Source organism: Rhodospirillales bacterium, from assembly GCA_016872535.1.
GTDB lineage: Bacteria > Pseudomonadota > Alphaproteobacteria > Rhodospirillales > 2-12-FULL-67-15 > 2-12-FULL-67-15.
On sequence record VGZQ01000013.1, the window covers coordinates 1 to 17,938 of the forward strand.

At 67.5% G+C, this 17,938-nt stretch carries 18 protein-coding genes; 8 read left to right on the plus strand and 10 right to left on the minus strand.

Features of this window, described 5'->3' with window-relative positions:
- Positions 1 to 1,683: ribonuclease E/G (locus tag FJ311_04055; protein ID MBM3950609.1), on the plus strand; the 1,683-nt coding region annotated here is incomplete at its 5' end.
- A gap of 117 nt (positions 1,684 to 1,800) precedes the next feature.
- Here FJ311_04055 and FJ311_04060 read toward each other — a convergent pair.
- The 5 genes from FJ311_04060 to FJ311_04080 form a co-directional block, all read right to left on the minus strand.
- Positions 1,801 to 2,337, minus strand: coding sequence for a hypothetical protein (locus FJ311_04060; GenBank protein ID MBM3950610.1), 537 nt, complete (start codon positions 2,335 to 2,337; stop codon positions 1,801 to 1,803).
- Complete coding sequence (locus FJ311_04065) at positions 2,324 to 2,638, minus strand: helix-turn-helix domain-containing protein (GenBank protein ID MBM3950611.1); 315 nt, start codon at positions 2,636 to 2,638, stop codon at positions 2,324 to 2,326. Before FJ311_04065 ends, FJ311_04060 begins: the two co-directional genes overlap by 14 nt.
- Positions 2,638 to 2,988, minus strand: a complete 351-nt coding sequence (locus FJ311_04070; GenBank protein ID MBM3950612.1) for an addiction module toxin RelE — start codon at positions 2,986 to 2,988, stop codon at positions 2,638 to 2,640. Before FJ311_04070 ends, FJ311_04065 begins: the two co-directional genes overlap by 1 nt.
- Positions 2,989 to 3,064: 76 nt before the next feature.
- Positions 3,065 to 4,213: an aminotransferase class I/II-fold pyridoxal phosphate-dependent enzyme gene (locus FJ311_04075; GenBank protein ID MBM3950613.1), complete on the minus strand. Its 1,149-nt coding sequence runs from the start codon at positions 4,211 to 4,213 to the stop codon at positions 3,065 to 3,067.
- Positions 4,214 to 4,216: 3 nt separating this feature from the next.
- Complete coding sequence (locus FJ311_04080; protein MBM3950614.1) at positions 4,217 to 5,710, minus strand: hypothetical protein; 1,494 nt, start codon at positions 5,708 to 5,710, stop codon at positions 4,217 to 4,219.
- 10 nt (positions 5,711 to 5,720) lie between these two features.
- Here FJ311_04080 and FJ311_04085 point away from each other — a divergent pair, with 10 nt between their 5' ends.
- The 5 genes from FJ311_04085 (at position 5,721) to FJ311_04105 (ending at position 10,105) form a co-directional block, all read left to right on the plus strand.
- Positions 5,721 to 7,052 (plus strand): tetratricopeptide repeat protein, encoded by a 1,332-nt coding sequence (locus FJ311_04085; GenBank protein MBM3950615.1) that lies wholly within the window; start codon positions 5,721 to 5,723, stop codon positions 7,050 to 7,052.
- A complete protein-coding gene (locus FJ311_04090) occupies positions 7,049 to 7,753 on the plus strand; it encodes a DUF3047 domain-containing protein (GenBank protein ID MBM3950616.1) in 705 nt (234 codons plus the stop codon). The genes FJ311_04085 and FJ311_04090 overlap by 4 nt, the downstream gene beginning before the upstream one ends.
- Positions 7,710 to 8,624: a DsbA family protein gene (locus FJ311_04095; protein ID MBM3950617.1), complete on the plus strand. Its 915-nt coding sequence runs from the start codon at positions 7,710 to 7,712 to the stop codon at positions 8,622 to 8,624. Before FJ311_04090 ends, FJ311_04095 begins: the two co-directional genes overlap by 44 nt.
- Positions 8,625 to 8,686: 62 nt before the next feature.
- Complete coding sequence (locus FJ311_04100; protein MBM3950618.1) at positions 8,687 to 9,145, plus strand: cytochrome c; 459 nt, start codon at positions 8,687 to 8,689, stop codon at positions 9,143 to 9,145.
- A gap of 15 nt (positions 9,146 to 9,160) precedes the next feature.
- Positions 9,161 to 10,105, plus strand: a complete 945-nt coding sequence (locus FJ311_04105; GenBank protein ID MBM3950619.1) for a c-type cytochrome — start codon at positions 9,161 to 9,163, stop codon at positions 10,103 to 10,105.
- Positions 10,106 to 10,108: 3 nt separating this feature from the next.
- Here FJ311_04105 and FJ311_04110 read toward each other — a convergent pair whose 3' ends face one another.
- Positions 10,109 to 10,849: a PDZ domain-containing protein gene (locus FJ311_04110; protein MBM3950620.1), complete on the minus strand. Its 741-nt coding sequence runs from the start codon at positions 10,847 to 10,849 to the stop codon at positions 10,109 to 10,111.
- Positions 10,846 to 11,784 (minus strand): DUF1849 family protein, encoded by a 939-nt coding sequence (locus FJ311_04115; GenBank protein ID MBM3950621.1) that lies wholly within the window; start codon positions 11,782 to 11,784, stop codon positions 10,846 to 10,848. The genes FJ311_04110 and FJ311_04115 overlap by 4 nt, the downstream gene beginning before the upstream one ends.
- On the opposite strand from FJ311_04115, the gene FJ311_04120 reads away from it, so the two are divergent.
- Positions 11,783 to 12,727, plus strand: coding sequence for a dienelactone hydrolase (locus FJ311_04120; protein MBM3950622.1), 945 nt, complete (start codon positions 11,783 to 11,785; stop codon positions 12,725 to 12,727). The genes FJ311_04115 and FJ311_04120 overlap by 2 nt on opposite strands.
- A gap of 7 nt (positions 12,728 to 12,734) precedes the next feature.
- Here FJ311_04120 and FJ311_04125 read toward each other — a convergent pair whose 3' ends face one another.
- Both FJ311_04125 and FJ311_04130 read right to left on the minus strand, forming a co-directional pair.
- Positions 12,735 to 15,068, minus strand: a complete 2,334-nt coding sequence (locus tag FJ311_04125) for a mechanosensitive ion channel family protein (protein ID MBM3950623.1) — start codon at positions 15,066 to 15,068, stop codon at positions 12,735 to 12,737.
- A 107-nt stretch (positions 15,069 to 15,175) separates the two neighbouring features.
- Positions 15,176 to 15,382: a cold-shock protein gene (locus FJ311_04130; GenBank protein MBM3950624.1), complete on the minus strand. Its 207-nt coding sequence runs from the start codon at positions 15,380 to 15,382 to the stop codon at positions 15,176 to 15,178.
- Between the two features lie 258 nt (positions 15,383 to 15,640).
- On the opposite strand from FJ311_04130, the gene FJ311_04135 reads away from it, so the two are divergent.
- Positions 15,641 to 16,963: a hypothetical protein gene (locus FJ311_04135; protein MBM3950625.1), complete on the plus strand. Its 1,323-nt coding sequence runs from the start codon at positions 15,641 to 15,643 to the stop codon at positions 16,961 to 16,963.
- A gap of 51 nt (positions 16,964 to 17,014) precedes the next feature.
- Here FJ311_04135 and FJ311_04140 read toward each other — a convergent pair whose 3' ends face one another.
- Complete coding sequence (locus FJ311_04140; GenBank protein ID MBM3950626.1) at positions 17,015 to 17,935, minus strand: hypothetical protein; 921 nt, start codon at positions 17,933 to 17,935, stop codon at positions 17,015 to 17,017.
- Positions 17,936 to 17,938: the final 3 nt, after the last annotated feature.

Sequence of the window (17,938 nt, forward strand, 5' to 3'; positions counted from 1 at the left end):
CGGCGCTACCAAATCGAGGATCAGCTCGCCACCATCCACAGCCCGCAGGTTCAACTTCGCTCGGGCGGCTACATCGTCATCAACCAGACCGAGGCGCTGGTGTCGATCGACGTCAACTCGGGGCGCGCCACCCGCGAACGCCACATCGAGGAAACCGCGTTCCGCACCAACCTGGAGGCGGCCGACGAAATCGCGCGCCAGTTGCGGCTGCGCGACCTGGCCGGCCTGATCGTCATCGACTTCATCGACATGGAAAGCAGCCGCAATCAGAACCAGGTCGAGCGCCGCCTCAAGGAAGCGATGCGCCATGACCGCGCGCGCATCCAAATCGGGCGCATCAGCCACTTCGGCCTGCTCGAAATGTCGCGCCAACGGCTGCGCCCGAGCCTGATCGAGACCAGCTCGGTGCCCTGCCCCTATTGCGGCGGCACCGGCGTCAGGCGCGCGACCGACACGTCGGCGTTGGCGATCCTGCGCGCGATCGAGGACGAAGGCGCGCGCGGCCGCGCCGAGGAGATCGTCGTCCACGCCGCGACGCCGATCGTGCTGTTCATCCTCAACCACAAGCGCGCGGCGTTGAGCGAGCTGGAGCGGCGCTTCGCGTTCCGCGTCATGCTCGCCGCCGACGACACTCTGGTGCCGCCCGCCCACCGCATCGACCGCACCAAGGCGCGGAGCGGCCCGCCGGTGATCGTGGCGCCGGTCAGCGCGCCGATGCCGGAGCCCGAGGAGGGCGACGACATTCCGGTCGAAGAGGAGATCGCGCCGGCCGAGGGCGAGGCTGTCGCCGAGATCGAGACGCCCGTCGCCGACGACGCCGCTCGTTCGGGCGGCGACGGCCGCCGCCGGCGCCGCCGGCGCGGACGCCGAGGACGCGGCCAGGACCGCGCGGTCCCACCGACAGGCGGGCGAACCGAAGAATCCCCGCGCGCGTATGAGGATCGCGTGCACGCGCCGGAGCAGATAGCCGAAGACGCTACCTATCCCCTAGGCGCGCCGCAGCCCGATGCCCCGGTCGGCCCGGGCGAAGAACAACCGGCGCAACTCCAAGCCTCGGAATCCGAACCGGGCGCCGAGCGGCAACCGGACGAAGCCGAGAGCCGGGGCGGTTTCGAGACCGGCCCCGACGGCCAGCCGCACGAGGGCCGGCGGCGCCGGCGCCGGCGCGGACGGCGCGGCGGACGCAATCGCCATCGCCACGGCGAGACCGCCGATTTCGCCGGTCCGGCCGAACCGCGCCAAGCCGAAGGCCAGCCCGAGACCAAGCCGGAACGGCCCCGGCCCGAACGGTTCCAGGAGGGCGGCCCGCGCCGCGAATTCCGCGTGACCACGCCGGCGGAAGCCGGAATCGCGTTCCTCGACGGGCCGCGCTTCGGACGCTACGAGCCGGACACCGAGCGCGAGGAAGCCGAAACTCCGCCGCCGCGCGTCACGCCTTCGCACGTCGCGCCGGTGGACATGCGTTCGCATGACGAACCGACCGCACAGACAACACGGGCGCCGGAACCGTTCGTTTCGGAACCGCCCGCGCCGGAACCCAGGGCCGAAGCGCCCGCCCCGGCGACGCCCGAGGAAACGCCCGAGGAGCGGGAACGCCGTCTGCGCGCGAGCAAGACCGAGATTGTCGAGGTCGGCAAGACCGAGGGCGCGCCAGCCAAGCTCGGCTGGTGGCGTCGCGGCTGATAAGCCGCGCGGCGGCCGGAATCTATTCCCGCCAGCCGACGAGGTGGCGCGCCGCTTCAGCTATGTCTTCGAGGCGTTCGGATTTGGTGGGAAAGGCCTTGGTTATTCCTGTTCGGCTCAGGCTCGGACGCCGGCCTTTTCGAGGCGCTTTCGCGCGTTGGAGACTGTATTGCCGTCAAATCGATCCGCGTATCGGAGTACAAGGGCTTCGCCGGTAAGTTCCCACATTCCTTTTTCGACCAGCAAATTGAACCCCACGGTGGGTCCGGTCGCATTCGCCCAATCCACTAAGCACCTCAGAACTCCTTGTTCCTTGACTTTCCGGCGCGTATAGCCGGCCGGTTGAGTCCGTCCATGCTTTTCGGCCAAGAGCATCTCGTAGGCCGCGAGAGTTTCCCAAAAGGCTCGAACCAAAGAATCGTCAGGATCGTCGTGGGTCGCGCCCGTCACGGAACAAAACCGTCGGAACGCACGATTGTAAGCTTCGGCGTCGCCCTTTCGGAGAGCATTCGCCATCACTTGCTTGATCTGGATGGGATCGGCGAGTTTTTCGATAAATTCATGTGTCATATGCCGCGATTGCTCCTCACCCTCACAAAGAGGAAAAATCCGCACAGCGGGGATGAAGGCGCCGTCATCCTCATGCCGCGTCACGCACCGCCTTGAGCACGGCCGTGGGATCACGCTCGATCACGGCGAGCAGCACCCGAGCCGAGCCTTCGGGACGGCGGCGGCCCTGCTCCCAATTACGCAGGGTATCCAGGCTAACGCCGAAGCTCAGGGCAAAATCCTTTTGGGTCATGCCGAGTTTCCGGCGTGCCGCACGAACATCAACCTGAGGAACTTTGATGATGTGCGTGACGCTTCCCCGCTTGTCGCCTCGGGCGTAGGCCAGGGCCTGCTTCATACCCCGGAGAATACTGGATTCAGTTTTATTGAGCTTTTTCCGCTTCATTACTTTCGTTCCCTATATGCCCGAACCAGCAACGGTAGCAGTTTGCGGTACATGTTGCGGGCCGCCGCGCCTATGTTTTCCATCTCGCTCTTGGCGAAGCCGTTGATTAGGAACACCGGCAAATCTTCACCGCCGAAATAGTGGACCACCCGCACCCCGCCGCTCTTGCCTTTGCCCTTGGCGGCCCACCGAAGCTTTCGCAGGCCGCCGCTTCCCCGGAGAAGAATGCCGTCCGAAGGGTTGAGCGCGAGGTGAACGACGAGCGCCGTTCGCTCGTCCTCTGTCAGGTGGTGTTTCGCGAAGGTGACGAACTCGGGCAATTCGACAACGGTTCGCGGAACTTCCCCCATGACAAAATCCTAGCATCCCGGGCGATCCGACGCCACCACGAAAGTCGTCCATTGAACGATGGGGTTTTCCGGACGATTACCGACGCCAAGCGACGAGGCGCCGCGCCGCTTCGGCCATATCCGCGGTCGCGCCCGCGATCGAAAAACGCACAAAGCGATTGCCCCGCCCCGGATCGAAATCGAGTCCCGGCGTCGCGGCGACGCCGGTTTCCGCCAACATCCGCCGGCAGAATTCGGCGCTGTCGTTGGTGAGATCGCCGACGTCGGCGTAGAGATAGAACGCGCCGTCGGCGGGCGCGAATTTGTCGAACCCGGCCTTGGGCAGTTCGGCCAGCAGCAACCGGCGGTTTTCGGCGTAGCGCGCGACGTTGGCGTCGAGTTCGACCGCGCAGTCGAACGCGGCGATGCCCGCGATTTGCGACAGTGTCGGCGGCGAGATGTAGAGATTCTGCGTCAGGCATTCGACCGCGCGCGCGAGCGATTCCGGCACCACCATCCAGCCGAGCCGCCAGCCGGTCATCGAATAGTATTTCGAAAAACTGTTGATGACGATGGCTTCGGGGTCGAACGCGAGCGCCGTTTCGGCCGCCGGGCCGAAGACGATGCCGTGATAAATCTCGTCCGACACCAGCCGGATGCCGCGCACCCGGCAATGCGCCGCCAGCCGCTCCAGGTCGCCGCGCGGGATCATGCTGCCGGTCGGGTTGGCCGGGCTCGCCACGATCAGGCCGTCGAGCCGGCCGGCGAGGCGATCCAGGACCTCGGGCGTCGGCTGAAAGCGGTCCCCGGGGCCGGTTTCGACCAGCACCGGCTCGATCCCGAGCGCCGCGAGAATATTGCGGTAGGCCGGATAGCCCGGCACCGCCAGAGCCACCCGGTCGCCCACGTCGAAGGCGGCGAGAAAGGCGAGCACGAACCCGCTCGACGAGCCGGTGGTGACGACGACGCGCGTCGTGGGCACCTCGACCCCGTAGGCGTTCCGGTAATGCCGGACGATGCGCTCGCGCAATTCCGGCAGGCCGAACGCTTCGGTGTAGCCGAGACGATTCTCCGCCAGCGCGCGGCGGGCGGCCTCCACCACGCCTTTCGGCGCCGGCGTCGACGGCTGGCCGACCTCCAGGTGCAGGACCGATTCGCCCGCCGCCGCGCGGGCGTTGGCCTCGCGCATCACGTCCATGACGATAAAGGGGGGTACCCCGCCGCGGCGCGAACTTTTGAGCGTCATCGGTCAGTTCGCCGTCGCCGCGAGGCCAAGACCGCGCGGGTCGGGCCGAAGCGAGCACGACCCCGGATCGTCGCGCAGGCCGCCCGGACAGGCAAGCGCGTTGACCACCCCATCGTGACCGGCGATGCCGGCCGTCCCCGTCGGGTACAGCCGCGCCTCGGCGAGCGCGTCCTCGAGCAGACGGCCCGCGAACATGGTGTGCGCCGCGACTTGCGCGATCGCGGTCGCCGACGAGGCGCCGCCCGCCGCGGCGGCAAACAGCACGCCGTCGCCGCGCCGGTCGTTGACGATGGTCGCGGCGAGCCCATCCCCGCCGGGCGACGGAGGCGCCGCGATCAGAATGCCGGTGCCGGGCGCGACGCGGCCCACGCCGAACGGCCGGTGCGGCGTCACCGCGCAGGCAACCACCTGGCCATCGCGGTCGGCGGCGACAAACGCGGTCGCCGACGAACCTTGCGCCGGCCCCGCCGCCGCCGGAAATTCGGCCAAGGCGCGGCGGGCGGCGTCGAGGAACAACGGCACGCGTTCGCCGTCCCCGGCGCGGGCGTAACGATCCTTGTCGGCGAGCTGGGCGACAATCCGTCCCGCGGCCGAACCGGCCAGCGCCGGGGCGACGGTGAAATAAGCGAGCGCGCGCCGGCCCTGGCTTTCGATCGGGAACGCCGCCGGCTCGCGCCACGTCGGGACGGCATCCCGCAACTCGTCCCGGTCGAGCGCATACCCGGCGGCGCGATAGGTTTCGGCCAGCCTGCGCGCGCCGGCGCCGGCATACAGGTCGCCGGGACCTTGGGTGCGGATGCGATCCAGCGTCGCCGCAAGATCGACTTGGATCAGCCGGTCGCCCTCGCCGAGAAGGACCGCGCCGTCGGCGCGGCCGAAAATCCGCCGCGCCTCCCCGTCCCGGGCGAGCGGACTGCCCGCCGACGCCATATCCCGCGCCAACGCCCGCGGCAGCGGCACGCCAAAGCGGGCCATGTTCACCGCCGGAGCCGCGAGTTGCTCCCATTTCAACCGACCGTGTCGGGCATGAAGCATGAAGAACCCGCGCGTGTTCATCGGCACCGCCGTCGTGCCCGATCCCGCCGACGCCTTGGAGGCGGGCGCGACGAAATCGAGCATCGACGCCTTATCTTTGTTCTTGGCCGGGTCGTGCACCAGGCAGATACCGCCGCCGCCGAGCGTCGCCGTCGAGGGCAGCGTGACGGCAAGCGCGAAATACGTCGCCACCGCCGCATCGGCGGCAGAGCCCCCGACCGATAGGATTTCACGGCCGGTCAGTGCCGCGCGCGGCTCGTCGGCGACCACGCCGCCGAGAAAACCCTGCACAAAACCGACGGTGCCGCGCTTGGATTCGTCCGGCTTGCCGGCGCACCCCCCCAAAACGACGACCGCCGCAAAGGCCAACGTAAAAGCCGGCACCGTCAATTGACGCCGGGGGCTCGGCTTACTACCTTTTTCGCGTCCCAACACCGGTGAACCGTCCTTGCCGATACGCATTCCCGTTCCGATTCTCGCCGCCGGCGCCGCCGTTCTCGCATTTATCGGTACCGTCCAGCCGGCCTTGGCCCAGTCGGGCAAGCTGTCCCTGATCCGGGACGCCGAAACCGAAAATATCATCCGCGCCTATGCGACGCCACTGTTCCAGGCCGCCGGGCTTAACCCGGACGACGTTCGCATCCATCTCGTCAACGACCGCGCCCTCAACGCCTTCGTCGCCGGCGGCCAGCGCCTGTTCATCAACACCGGGCTGATTCTGCAAAGCGCGCATTCGGGGCAACTGATCGGCGTGATAGCCCACGAAGTCGGCCACATCTCGGGCGGGCACCTCTCCAAAATGGAAGACGAGATGCGCAGGGCCTCGGCCCAGCAAATTCTCGCCTTGATCCTTGGCGGCGCGGCGGCGGTCACCACCGGGCGCGGCGACGCGGGGGCGGCGGTCATGATGGGCGGCGCGAGCACGGCGATGCGCGGCTTTCTCGCCTTCACCCGGACCCAGGAATCGGCGGCCGACGCCGCCGCGCTCCAATTCCTGGATCAGACCCGCCAGTCGGCGCAAGGCTTGCTCGAATTCATGCGAGTGCTCGAGAAGCAGGACCCGCGCACCCCCGACCGACAAGACCCGTATCTCCGCACCCACCCCTTGAGCCGCGAGCGCATCGAGGTCATGCTTCAGCACGTCGCCGCTTCGCCCTACTCGGCGGTTCCGCTGTCGGTCACGTTCGAAAACATGCATCAGCGCATGAAGGCCAAGCTTTATGCCTTTCTCAATCCGCTCGGCCACACGCTCCGCCAGTATCCCGAACGGGACAAAAGCGCGATTGCCCGTTACGCCCGCGCCATTGCCTATTATCGCGTGCCGCAACTGGACAAGGCGCTCCCGCTGATCGACGAGCTGATCCGCGAACATCCCGACGATCCGTATTTCAGCGAACTCAAGGGCCAGATGCTGTTCGAAAACGGCCGTGTCGCGGAAGCGGTCGGTCCTTATCAGACTGCCGTGCGGTTGCTGCCGGATTCGGGCCTGCTCAAGGCCGACCTTGCCCGTGTGCAGATCGAATCTCAGGACCCAGCCCTGCTGGAGCCGGCCATCGCGAACCTGAACGCGGCGCTGCGCGAAGACCGCGCGCAACCGTTCTATTGGCGCCAGCTGGCCATCGCCCATGGCCGCAAGGGCGAAATGGCGGAAAGCTCGCTTGCGCTCGCCGAGGAAGCGATGTTGCTCAACCGCAAGAACGAAGCCCGTTACCACGCCGGCCGCGCCGAGCAACTCCTGCCGCGCGGCTCGCCCGGCTGGCTTCAGGCCCAGGACATCCTCGAATCCGCCCGGGAGCGCAAATGACGCCGGCCGCGCGCGCCGCGGTGTCCGTCTTGTCGCTTGTCCTTGTCGGCTGCGCCGCCCCGCGTGCCGGAATCGATATCGAAGGCAAGCTCGACGTTCTCGGTCCCACGCCGGACCTGGTCGCGGCCGGCCTACCCGGCGATTGGGTCAGCGAGGGCAAGGTCACCCCCGGCCAGGCGCGAGTGGTCGAGATCGACGGCGTTCCGGCGTTGCGGCTGGTTCCCGGCGACCGCGGCTTTCTGCTCGCCCGGCGGATCGACGCACCGGCGTTCATGACGCCCGATCTGAGCTGGTCGTGGAACGTAGATTTCCACGGTGACGGTCTCCACCCTGTCCGCCTCGTTGTCGGATTCCAAGGCGGCGCGAAGGGTGCGGGCTTCGCTTCCGCTCCCGTCGGCGGCGCGCTGCCGCCTCACGACCGTTCCTTCGCCATCGCTTGGGCCGACAGCGCGCTGCGGCGCGGAACCGTGCTCAAACCCGAAGCGTCCGAGCCGCGCGCGCCGCTCTACATCGCGCGCGGCGGGCGCGAGAACGCCGGCAAGTGGTGGTTCGAGACGGTGGATTTGCAACGGATCTATCGCGATCTGTGGCCCGGCGACGACCCCTTGCGCGTGCGCGTCGTCTTTATAGGTCTGGCCGTGGCGCCGGCGCCCGGGAATGCCCCGGCCGCCCACGTTTCGGGCATCCGCTTGTCCCGTTGAACCGGGTCACATATTCGTGAAGACCGGACGGACAGGGCGGAACTTGGCAGTCCGCACCCCTTGCTCCATAGTGACGCCCGAGCGTATCTCATCGGGACCCCCCATCATGCCCAGCCGAATATTCCGTGCCGTCGCCGCGTCGGCTCTCGCCCTGCTGCTCGCGGCCCCGTCCGTCGCCCGGGGGCAGACGCTTTCGCCCGAACAGAAGAAGCAGGTCGAGGACATCGTCCGCCAATACCTGCTCAAAAATCCCGAGGTGCTGGTCGAAGCGATCAACAATCTGCGCACCAAGGAAGAGGCGGAGGAAGCGAAGGGGGTGGGCGACGCCATCGCCAAACGCCGCGACGAGATCGAGCGCGATCCGGCTTCGCCGGTCGGCGGCAACGCCAAGGGCGACGTCACCCTGGTCGAGTTTTTCGATTACCGCTGCGGTTACTGCAAGCGCGTGCACGACACCGTGCAGAACGTCCTGAAAAGCGACGGCAACATCCGTTTCGTCTACAAGGAATTTCCGGTCCTCGGGCCCGAATCCATGTTCGCCGCGCGCGCCGCCATCGCCGCTTTCAAGCTCGCCCCCGACAAATATGTCGCCCTGCACAACCGGCTGATGGCCCTGTCCGCGCGCGCCGTCAACGAGGACAGCGTGATGAACGAAGTCAAGGCGGTCGGGCTCAAGCCCGAAGCCGTCCGCCAAAAGATGCAGGACCCGTCGGTCTTGAAAGATATCGAGCGGACCCAGGAACTGGCGGAAGCGCTGCGCATCCGCGGCACGCCCAGTTTCGTCGTCGGCGACATGCTGATTCCCGGTGCGACCGACGAGGAATCCCTTAAGCAGGCGATCGCCGCCGCGCGGGCCAAGAAGAAATCCTGATTTCGGATCGAAGTGCCTTGTTCGTCGCGTCAAACTCAACATCGCAAGAGGAGACACGTCCAATGACTCGCCTGCTCAAGACCACGATCGCCGCCGGGGCGCTGATCGCCTTCGGCGCCGGCATGGCCTACGCCCAGGCCACCCCCGCCAACCTGCTCAAGTACCGCCAAGGCGTGATGCGCGCGGTCGCGTTCCAATGGGGGCCGCTCACCGCCTTCGCCAAGGGCGAGGCCCAGTGGGGCCCGGCCATGGCGCAAAAGGCCGCCAATCTCGCCGCGCTCGCGGTGATCGCCGAGGACATCTTCCCGGCCGCCTCCAAGGACATTCCCAATTCCGACGCCAAGCCCGAAATCTGGGCCAAGCCGGACGACTTCAAGGCCAAGCTGACCGCGTTCAAGACCGAGACCGCCAAGCTCGCCGAACTCGCCAAGGCCGGCAACGTCGACGCGATCAAGACCCAGATCACCGCCACCGGCAAGACCTGCGGCGGCTGCCACGACGACTATCGCGTCAAGCGCTAAGGCCGCCGGACGATCATGACTCGCGCGCGCGCCGCCGTCGCCCTGCTGGCGACGGCGGCGTTCGTGCTTTCGGGCGGCGGCGCCGGCGCGCAGACGGGCGATCCCCAGAGCCCCGATAGGGGCGTATCTTTGGATGCGCGCGGGGATTCGCCCGCGCGCCGCGGCGAAACCGTGTTTGCCGCAGGCAACTGCACCTCCTGCCATACCGATCTTAAGAACAAGGGCGCGCTGCTCGCGGGCGGCCGGGCGTTGGAAACGCCGTTTGGCGTGTTTTACGGCCCCAACATCACGCCCGATCCGGTCCATGGGATCGGCCGCTGGAGCGACGACGATTTCATCCGCGCCATGCGCAAGGGCGTCTCGCCCCAGGGCGAGCATTATTTTCCGGTCTTCCCCTATCCCGCCTTCACCGGCATGACCGACCGGGACCTGCGCGACCTCAAGGCCTACATCTTCACGCTGTCCCCGGTCGCGCAACCGAACAAACCCCATCAGGTGCCGTTTCCGTTCAACCTGCGCCTCGGCGCGCGGGTCTGGAAGTTGCTCTATTTCCGGGAAGGCCCGCTGATCCCCGATCCCACACGCGACGCCCAGTGGAATCGAGGGCGTTACCTGGTCGAGGCGGCCGGCCATTGCGCCGAATGTCACACCCAGCGCGACCGGCTGGGCGGGCTCGATCGCGCGCGCTGGATGGCGGGTTCCGCCGACGGCGCCGAGGGCAAGCCCGCGCCCAACATCACCCCGGAGCCCAAGACCGGGATCGGCGATTGGAAAACGACCGATCTCGTCTATTTTCTGGAAACCGGGACGCTGCCCGACGGCGACGTGGCGGGCGGCCTGATGGGCGAGGTGATCCGCTACGGCACCGGCCGCCTGTCCGCCGACGACCGCAAGGCGATGGCCGCGTACCTCAAATCCTTGAAGCCGGTGGTCAATAAAATCCAAAAAGCCGCGAAGTGACCCTCACCGCACCGGCAACGTCATGTAGCGGAAACCCTCCGCGCCTTCGATCAACAGGAGCAAGCTCGGCCGCTTGGCGGTCTTGGCTTGTTTGTAGCGGGCAATGACCTGATCGGGCAGCCAGATGTCTTCCTGGTTGATCTGATGGATGATCTCGCCGCGCTTGATCCCGATCCCCGCCACCTTGCTTTCGTCGACCAGCGTCACCAGAACGCCGACCGAACTCCAGCGCACCGAAAACCGGTCGCGCATCTTGGGCGTAAGCGCGACCATGGTCAGGCCCGCTTCGGGCAGAATGCCGGTGGCGTCGCGATCCACCTTCCGCGCCTGGGGCCACGGGCCGAGTTTAACCCGCAACTCGACCGTCTTGCCGGCGCGGAACACGCTTACGGGCACGATCTGGTCGGAGGTCGTCTTGTTGACGACCTGGAGCAGTTGCTCGGTGCTGTCGATTTCCTGCCCGGCGAGCTTGAGCAGGAGATCGCCGCGACGAATGCCGGCGAGATCGGCGGGCCCCCCGGCCGCTACGTCGCGCACCAGCACTCCCTTGACGGCATCGAGGCCGAGCGCCGCCATCGTCGCCGAATTGACGCCTTGCACCTGGAGGCCGACGAAGCCGCCCGCCGGTTCGCTGGCGACGGCCGGTCCCGGGCCGGCTTGGCCGAAGCCAAGCAAGATAAAACCGAAAACGGCGATCGATCGGGCGGACGAAGCGATCGTAGTCACGGCCGGCGCCCTCCTCATGAGCAGTTCGGCGCCGCGATCGGTTCGATCTTGCGAATGTCGAGCACGACCGAGAAATCGCGGTAGTCCACCACCATGCGTGGCGCGACGCCGTTGGCCAGCTGGAAAATCTCCATCTCGTATTCGGGCGAGGCGTCCCGGCTGCCCTCGGCGAAAAACGCGAGCCGCATGGTCCAGCCATCGCGTTGGGCGAGCGCGCCGATCGCGCCCCGTCCGTACTCGTGCTCGGTCGCACCGACCTTGCGGCCGATGAACGCCGTCACGTTCTGCGGTCCTTCGCCGTCGGTGCCGTCGAACACCACGCTCGGCGCCTGATGCTCGCCCGCCAGCGCGCGGTCGATCAACCACGCCGCGTGGGCGATGGGAAAGCGGGTCCCCGGCGGCAACTTGACCGTTTGCGGCTTGGGCGCCTGGAAAATCGCCTCGCCGGACAGATCACTGTCCCCAACGCGGGCCTGGCCGCGCGATTCCTTCTGATCGGCGCCGGTTTGGGTGCGCGAAACAAAGCGGTAGCGACGGCCGTCGAGGGATTCCCAACCGGAATAGCGGATCAACTGGCGCACTTCCGCGCCCTGCGCGGTCGCCAGTTCCATGCCTAAGTCCTGGGTCAAGAGCCAGCCGTCGCAGGTCTTCTCGATGGTCATGTCGAGCCCGCCGCGCGCGTCGACGAACGCGCCGCCCTGCCGAGCGGCCGAAAGCTTCAGGTCGTAGATGCCGCGATGGGACACGATGTCGGCCGCGCCCGCCGGCAACGCCAGCAGAAGACCCAACGTCCAGGCCGCGCCGATCCGGAAAAGAGTCACTATTGTCAAATCCTTGGGTTTCACGAGACTACCATAAACGCTCGCGTCCACGCGGGCCAGGGGCGTTCTTGCGCGAACTGGCCAGCGCCGCATATACCGAAGCGGCCACCCCCTCACCAGGTAACCAAACATGCGCCTTCCCAATCGCTCGATCGCCGCCGCCCTTGGCGTTTTCGCCGCTCTAGCGCTTCTGCCGGCGGTTCCCGCCGTCGCGCAGCAGACGCGCCTCGATAGGGGCGCATCCTATGACCCGCGCGGGGATTCGCCCGCGCGCCAAATCGAAGCGCCCTGGTGGTGGGACGACGCCTGGTGGACGGAGGGCCGCCTGCCCGCGCCGGCGGCGCATCCGGTCGAGAGCCGGGAACTGACCTATAGGAGCGGAGACGAAGAGGTCGCCGCCCTGCTGCTGCGCCCCAAGGGCGAGGCCAAATACCCGCCGGTGCTGTTCGTCCACGGCCGGCGCGGACTTGACGATGTAAACCGCGCTCACGCGCGCCGGCTCGCCGCGCAAGGGTTCGTCGTGCTCGCGCCCGATCTCTTTCAGTTGCGCTTCATCCCGGCGATGCCGATCGAGCACGATTACGCGCTCGAGGCCGACACCGCCGCCGGTCTCGACGTCCTGCTCGCGCGACCGGACATATCCGCCGCGCGCGCGTGCGTGTACGCGATTTCGCGCGGCGGCTACTACGCGCTCAAGGCGGCCGTGACCCACCGACGCCAGGAAAACGCCATCGCCTGCTACGTCGGCTACTACCCCCACCTGCAGGACCCCAACGCGCCCGAGCCGATGCAGGTCTACCGCTTCGCGCCCGAGGCCGAGAACCTCGCCGTCCCGGCCTTTTTTCTGCTCGGCGACCAGGAGCAATATCAACGCCGCCGGAACATCGAGATGGCCGCCGAAGCGATGCGCGCCAAGGGCCGCGACGTGACGGTCGCCCTCTACCCGGGCGTCGGGCGCGGCTTCGACTTTCGCGAGCGGCACGTCCGCACCTTCGCCGACGACCTCGCCGCGCGCGACGCGATTCACCGCGCGAGCGCGTTCATGCGCCGGCATATGGCCCCGTTCGCGAAGTAAGAAAGGCTCAGGTCTTTTCCCGCGGCCTGTCGATGTGATAGACGACCTGGTGCGGGAAGGGAATTTCGATTCCTTCCTCGCGGAAACGACGGTCGATGGCGAACAGCAAGTCGCTGGTGATGGCGAGCCGCTCCATGACGTTGTCGGTGAAGCAGCGAAGCTCGAAATTGAGGCTCGATTCGCCGAAGGCGCGGAACAGCGCGACCGGCGCCGGATCGGCAAGGACGCGCGGATGCGCCCGCGCGCAGGTTTGGAGCACGTCGCGAACCTTGGTCGTGTCCGAGCCGTAGGCCACGCCGACCGGAATCTCGATCCGCCCGGTCCGGTCGTTGAAGGTCCAATTGACCACCGCCGTCGACAGGATTTCGGCATTGGGAATGATGACCGAGGCGCGTTGCCAGGTTTCGATCTCGGTCGAGCGGAAGCTGATGCGTCTGACCCGGCCCTCGTGTGCGCCGATCACCACCCAGTCGCCGACGCTGATCGGCCGCTCGACCAGCAAGGTCAGGCCGGAGACGAAGTTGTTGACGATGTTCTGCAGGCCGAAGCCGATGCCGACCGACAGCGCGCCGGCGACCAGCGCGACGTTGGTCAGGTCGACGCCGGCGACCGCGACCGCGAGCGCGACGGCGACGATGAAACCGACGTACCCGATGCCCGCCGTCAACGAGTGCTGCGCTCCGGCGTCGAGTCGCGTTTCCGGCAGCACGCCGTCCATCAGCTTGCGCTGGATCAGGCGCGTGACCGCCATGCCGAGGAAGAAGACCGCGAGCGCGGTGACGATGGCGACCGGCGAGAACGTGATGTTGCCGACGCGGAATCCCTTGGCCGCGGCCACGATCGAATCGATCATGTCCCGGTACGGCAATCCCCAGAACGGCGCCGCCAGGAACAAGCCGAGCAACGCGAGGCCCGGATCGACGCCGGCGGCGAGCCAGAACTTGAGCCGCTGCAGCGTCCTGGACGAGACGTTGAGGCGCGTGCGCGCGATCTCGGAGCCGAGCAGGATGTCGATCCCCTCGGCGACCAGTTCGCGCAGCAGGAACAGGGCCGTGAATATCGCGGTCGAATAGAGGGTGGCCTCGATCAGGTAGCGCCCGAGCCAGCCGTAGCCGACGGCCGCGGCGCCGACCGAAACCAGCGCCACCGCGCCCAGCAGCCGGCGCACGAGCCGCCACAATCCGCCGCCCCGGCCTTTCAGCACCGGATGCGCCACCACGACCGTAAGCAGTATCGCCTCCGCCGCCGTGGCCCCGATGACATAGAGCGACGTCAGCTCCGCCGATATCGGCACCGACCGGGCGACGGTCTGGAAGAACAGATCGGCGGCGAAAACGGCGGCGAGGATTTCGACGCGGCGGGCGAGCCCGCGGCCCTGCTCGTCGGACGCCGCGACGATTCGCCACACGGATATACTCGGCGCGAGCACCGCCCGCGTCAGCGCGGGCACGATCGTCACCACCAGCGCGGCGACCAAACCGCCGACGATCACGGCGCCGAAGACCCCGCCGAACAACGCATCCTCGCGCGAAACCCAGGCGAGCGCTCCGCCCAGCAGCACCGCCGGCACCAAGCCGCGCGCGATCGCCTCCACCGCCGCCGCGAGCAGGCGCCGCGCGATCGAGGGCTCGCCCGTCACGGCCACCTGGCCGAAACGGCCGAGCAGCGCGCGCCGGGCCGCCACCGCCACGCCGAACGCGAGAACGACGACGAACAGGCCCCGCCAAAGCAGGGTTTGCTCCCGGTCGGCATCGGCGAACCGGTTCCACCATTCGGCCGGAGATTGGAGGATGGTCGCCGCGAACGTGACCGCTTCCGGCACCGCCTTGGCGACAACCGCCGGCGCGAACGGCGTCGGCAGCGGGCTGAGCAGGCGTTCGACCATGCTCGCGCGCGCGAGCGCCCCGATCTCGGCTTCCAGTTCGCGGGCGCGGCGCAACGCCAGGTCGGCAAGCGCCAGGCGTTCCCCGGCCTGGGCGACGTCGCGGGTGTATTGGCGGCGCTTGGCGGCGACTTCGGCGCCTTCGCGCGCCTGCGCCGGGCCGAGCGCGTCGAGCAGATCCTGGGCCGCCTTGCTTTCGCGCTCGGCCGCGGTCTTCGCCGCTCCCGCTTCTTCCTGAACGCGCTTGAGGGCGTCGCGGTAATTTCGCGCCAGCGCCTCGATGTGCGTGCGACCGCGCACGTAGCGGGAGGCGGCGTCGAGGGTGCGTTCCCACCCGGCGGGAGCGTTTGCGGAAACGGGCGATCGCGCGGGACCCTCGGCCGTCGCCCCGGGCAGGGATGGCGCGGCCGCCGCAAGCAAAGTAATGACGACGAAAACGACGGAACGGAAAGGCAACACGGGAGCGATCCTCAGAGCCCTCAGTTTGCCGGAGCGCGCGCCGGGGAACAAACAAAAACCGGGCCGGGCGATCCGCCCGGCCCGGCCATTCCAGTCCCGTTGCGGACCTATTCCGAGGCCCGAATGTCCACGGCCTTGAGGCCGCGCGGGGCGTCCGTAACCCCGAAGGAGATCCGCTGACCCTCGTTCAAGCCCTGCATCCCCGCCTTTTCCACCTCGGTGATGTGAACGAACACGTCCTTGTCCCCGCCATCGGGAACGATGAATCCGTATCCCTTGGTTTTGTTAAACCACTTTACGGTACCGACCGGCATTGAAAACTCCTTTGCCTTCCCTGGACTTGAAATGCGCCCCGCCGGTTTCGCCCCGACGATGGGCAAAAGAACCTAAACGGCCCGCGCCCGCACGCACAAGTGGTAATTTGTCCGGAAAGCCTTTGATTCCGGTCAAGGAAATTCCCACCCATTCGGGGTAATGGTGCAAGTCGGAAAGCCTGAGCGGCCGGCGTCATGTTGAGGCCTCGATAGTCTCGCCGGCCGAGATCCCCTCTTAACCGTTATCAGGAGGAAGCCATGACGCCGCGCGCTTCTATATCCGCCTTTGCCGCCATTCTGTTGATGCCCAGTTTCGGCTTGGCCGCCGATCCCGCGACCCTGGATTGGTCCAAGGTTCCGGTCAAGACGGTCAAGCTCTTCTATCCCGGCCAGGGCGGCTACGATTGGTTGCTTTCGCCCGAGCACAAGAAAGGCGACAACGCCGTCAAACAAGGCAAGGCCTGCGCCCTCTCCTGCCACGAGGACGACGAAGCGGCCATGGGCAACAAGCTGGTCAAGGGCGGGCCGCTGGAACCCGAGCCGATCGCCGGCAAGAACGGCGTCCTCGACCTCGCCGTCCAGGCCGCCCATGACGCGGACCACCTCTATTTCCGCTTCCAATGGAAGACCAACATGGCGCGCGAAGGCCGGATGCACGATTACATCCGCTTCGACGGCAAGGAATGGAAATTCTGGGGCGGCGATCGCGACAAGGACACGGTGCGCGCCGGCAAGGAGCCGCCGCTGTTCGAGGACCGCTTCTCGATCATGCTCGACGACGGCAAGGTGCCGCTGTTCGCCCGTCAGGGCTGCTGGCTCACCTGCCACAACGGCATGGACACCATGCCGGGCGAAGCGAAGAAGGAAGACGTCGAGAAGCACCCCTATCTCGGCAAGGGCGGCCTCAACCGGGACGAGGTGCTCAAGTTCCTGCCCGCCTCGCGCACCGACGGCAAGAGCTGGGACAAGACCAAGACCAAGGAGGAGATCGCCAAGATCAAGGCGGACGGCGGCTTCCTCGACCTGATGCAATGGCGCGCGCACCGCAGCAACATCGCCGGCATGGCCGACGACGGCTACGTGCTCGACTACCGCCTCGGCGACGCCGGTACCGGCCCCTTCACCTGGAACGTCGACCGCAAGACCATGACGCCCAAGTTCATGTTCGATCCGGCCAAGGTCGGGACCAAGGCGCTAAGGCCCGAGGACATCGGCAATCCGGCCAAACCGGCGGCACTGCTGCGCGAGGCCAACACCGCGCCCTACGACGCGAACGCCGGCTGGAAGGAAGGCGACATCCTGCCCGGGCGCTTGATCAGCCGCGCCGACGCCAAGGGCTCGGCCGCCGACAATGACGCGACCAAGGGCACCTGGAAGGACAGCACGTACACCCTGGTCTGGCGGCGCAAGCTGAACACCGGCAACACGGCCGACGACAAGATCCTCAAGGTCGGCGGCACTTATACGGTCAGCTTCGCCATCCACGACGACAACGTCGGCGCCCGGTTCCACCACGTCTCGTTCCCGTTCTCGCTCGGGATCGGCGTCAAGGGAGACATCCAGGCCGCGAAGCTGAACTGAACCGGCTCTCTACGCGAAGACCCTCTCCCGCCCGCGCGGGAGAGGGTTTTTTTATGGCGGCCACAGCCACGTCAATTCGTGCTTGTTGTGGTGCAGGTGGAGCAAGCGCCCGCCGGGCAGCGCGGCGAAGCGGGCTTGCGCGGCGAAATCGGTCGCGCCCTGAAACTTGACGGTGCAGACCATGTTGCGCGCCAGGCCCGAGGCAAGCCATTTTTCGACCAGTCGAAAGAGCCGGTCGGGATAGCAGACCACGTCCGAGAAGAGCCAAGCGACCGGCCCGATAGCGGCGGGATCGAGCGCGAAGGCGCTATCGCGGCGAACCTCGACATTGGCGAGCTTCGCCACCCGCGGCGCGAGCGGCGCCTTGTCGACGGCGACGACGCGGGCGCCAAGACCGGCGAGCGCCCAGGTCCAGCCGCCGGGCGAGGCGCCAAGATCGAGACACGTGTCCCCCGGCCCCGGCCGGCGCCCCAAGAGCGTCAGCGCCTCCCACAGCTTCAGGTACGCGCGGTTGGGCGGGCCTTCCTTGTCCTCGACGAAGCCGACCTCGCCGTTGGGGAAAGGACTCGCGCACCTCGACGCGGCCAGAATCTCGCCCGGCGCGAGCAGCGTCCACGAGCCGAGCGGCGCGGCGGGCGCCGACGACGGGAAGCGGAGCGGCTTCGCCGACACGTGCGGCAACCGTTCCTGGATCAGGGCGGCGCGGCGGTGAAGCCGAAACGCGTACAGCGCCCAATTGCGCTGGACCGCCCGCAGCCGCTTGGCGCCGTCGGCGATGGAAACGACCGCGAGCCGTATCGGATCGTACCAGACATTGGCGCACCACGCCGCCGGTCGCGGCGGTCCCGGCGCGAGATACAGCCGCCCGAATGCCTCGGCATCGCCGCCCAATTCGTGGGCCAACTCCCGCTCGAAGCCGGGAGCCGCGAGGTAGGCGGTCTGCTCGCCGGAATGCAACCCGGTCGGTTCCATCGA

Bases quoted from the DNA above. Each gene is read 5' to 3' on its own strand.
- FJ311_04065 (MBM3950611.1), bottom strand. From the start codon at position 2,638: ATGAAGCGGAAAAAGCTCAATAAAACTGAATCCAGTATTCTCCGGGGT.
- FJ311_04070 (MBM3950612.1), bottom strand. From the start codon at position 2,988: ATGGGGGAAGTTCCGCGAACCGTTGTCGAATTGCCCGAGTTCGTCACC.
- FJ311_04075 (MBM3950613.1), bottom strand. From the start codon at position 4,213: ATGACGCTCAAAAGTTCGCGCCGCGGCGGGGTACCCCCCTTTATCGTC.
- FJ311_04080 (MBM3950614.1), bottom strand. From the start codon at position 5,710: ATGCGTATCGGCAAGGACGGTTCACCGGTGTTGGGACGCGAAAAAGGT.
- FJ311_04090 (MBM3950616.1), top strand. From the start codon at position 7,049: ATGACGCCGGCCGCGCGCGCCGCGGTGTCCGTCTTGTCGCTTGTCCTT.
- FJ311_04095 (MBM3950617.1), top strand. From the start codon at position 7,710: ATGCCCCGGCCGCCCACGTTTCGGGCATCCGCTTGTCCCGTTGAACCG.
- FJ311_04100 (MBM3950618.1), top strand. From the start codon at position 8,687: ATGACTCGCCTGCTCAAGACCACGATCGCCGCCGGGGCGCTGATCGCC.
- FJ311_04105 (MBM3950619.1), top strand. From the start codon at position 9,161: ATGACTCGCGCGCGCGCCGCCGTCGCCCTGCTGGCGACGGCGGCGTTC.
- FJ311_04110 (MBM3950620.1), bottom strand. From the start codon at position 10,849: ATGAGGAGGGCGCCGGCCGTGACTACGATCGCTTCGTCCGCCCGATCG.
- FJ311_04120 (MBM3950622.1), top strand. From the start codon at position 11,783: ATGCGCCTTCCCAATCGCTCGATCGCCGCCGCCCTTGGCGTTTTCGCC.
- FJ311_04115 (MBM3950621.1), bottom strand. From the start codon at position 11,784: ATGTTTGGTTACCTGGTGAGGGGGTGGCCGCTTCGGTATATGCGGCGC.
- FJ311_04130 (MBM3950624.1), bottom strand. From the start codon at position 15,382: ATGCCGGTCGGTACCGTAAAGTGGTTTAACAAAACCAAGGGATACGGA.
- FJ311_04135 (MBM3950625.1), top strand. From the start codon at position 15,641: ATGACGCCGCGCGCTTCTATATCCGCCTTTGCCGCCATTCTGTTGATG.
- FJ311_04140 (MBM3950626.1), bottom strand. From the start codon at position 17,935: ATGGAACCGACCGGGTTGCATTCCGGCGAGCAGACCGCCTACCTCGCG.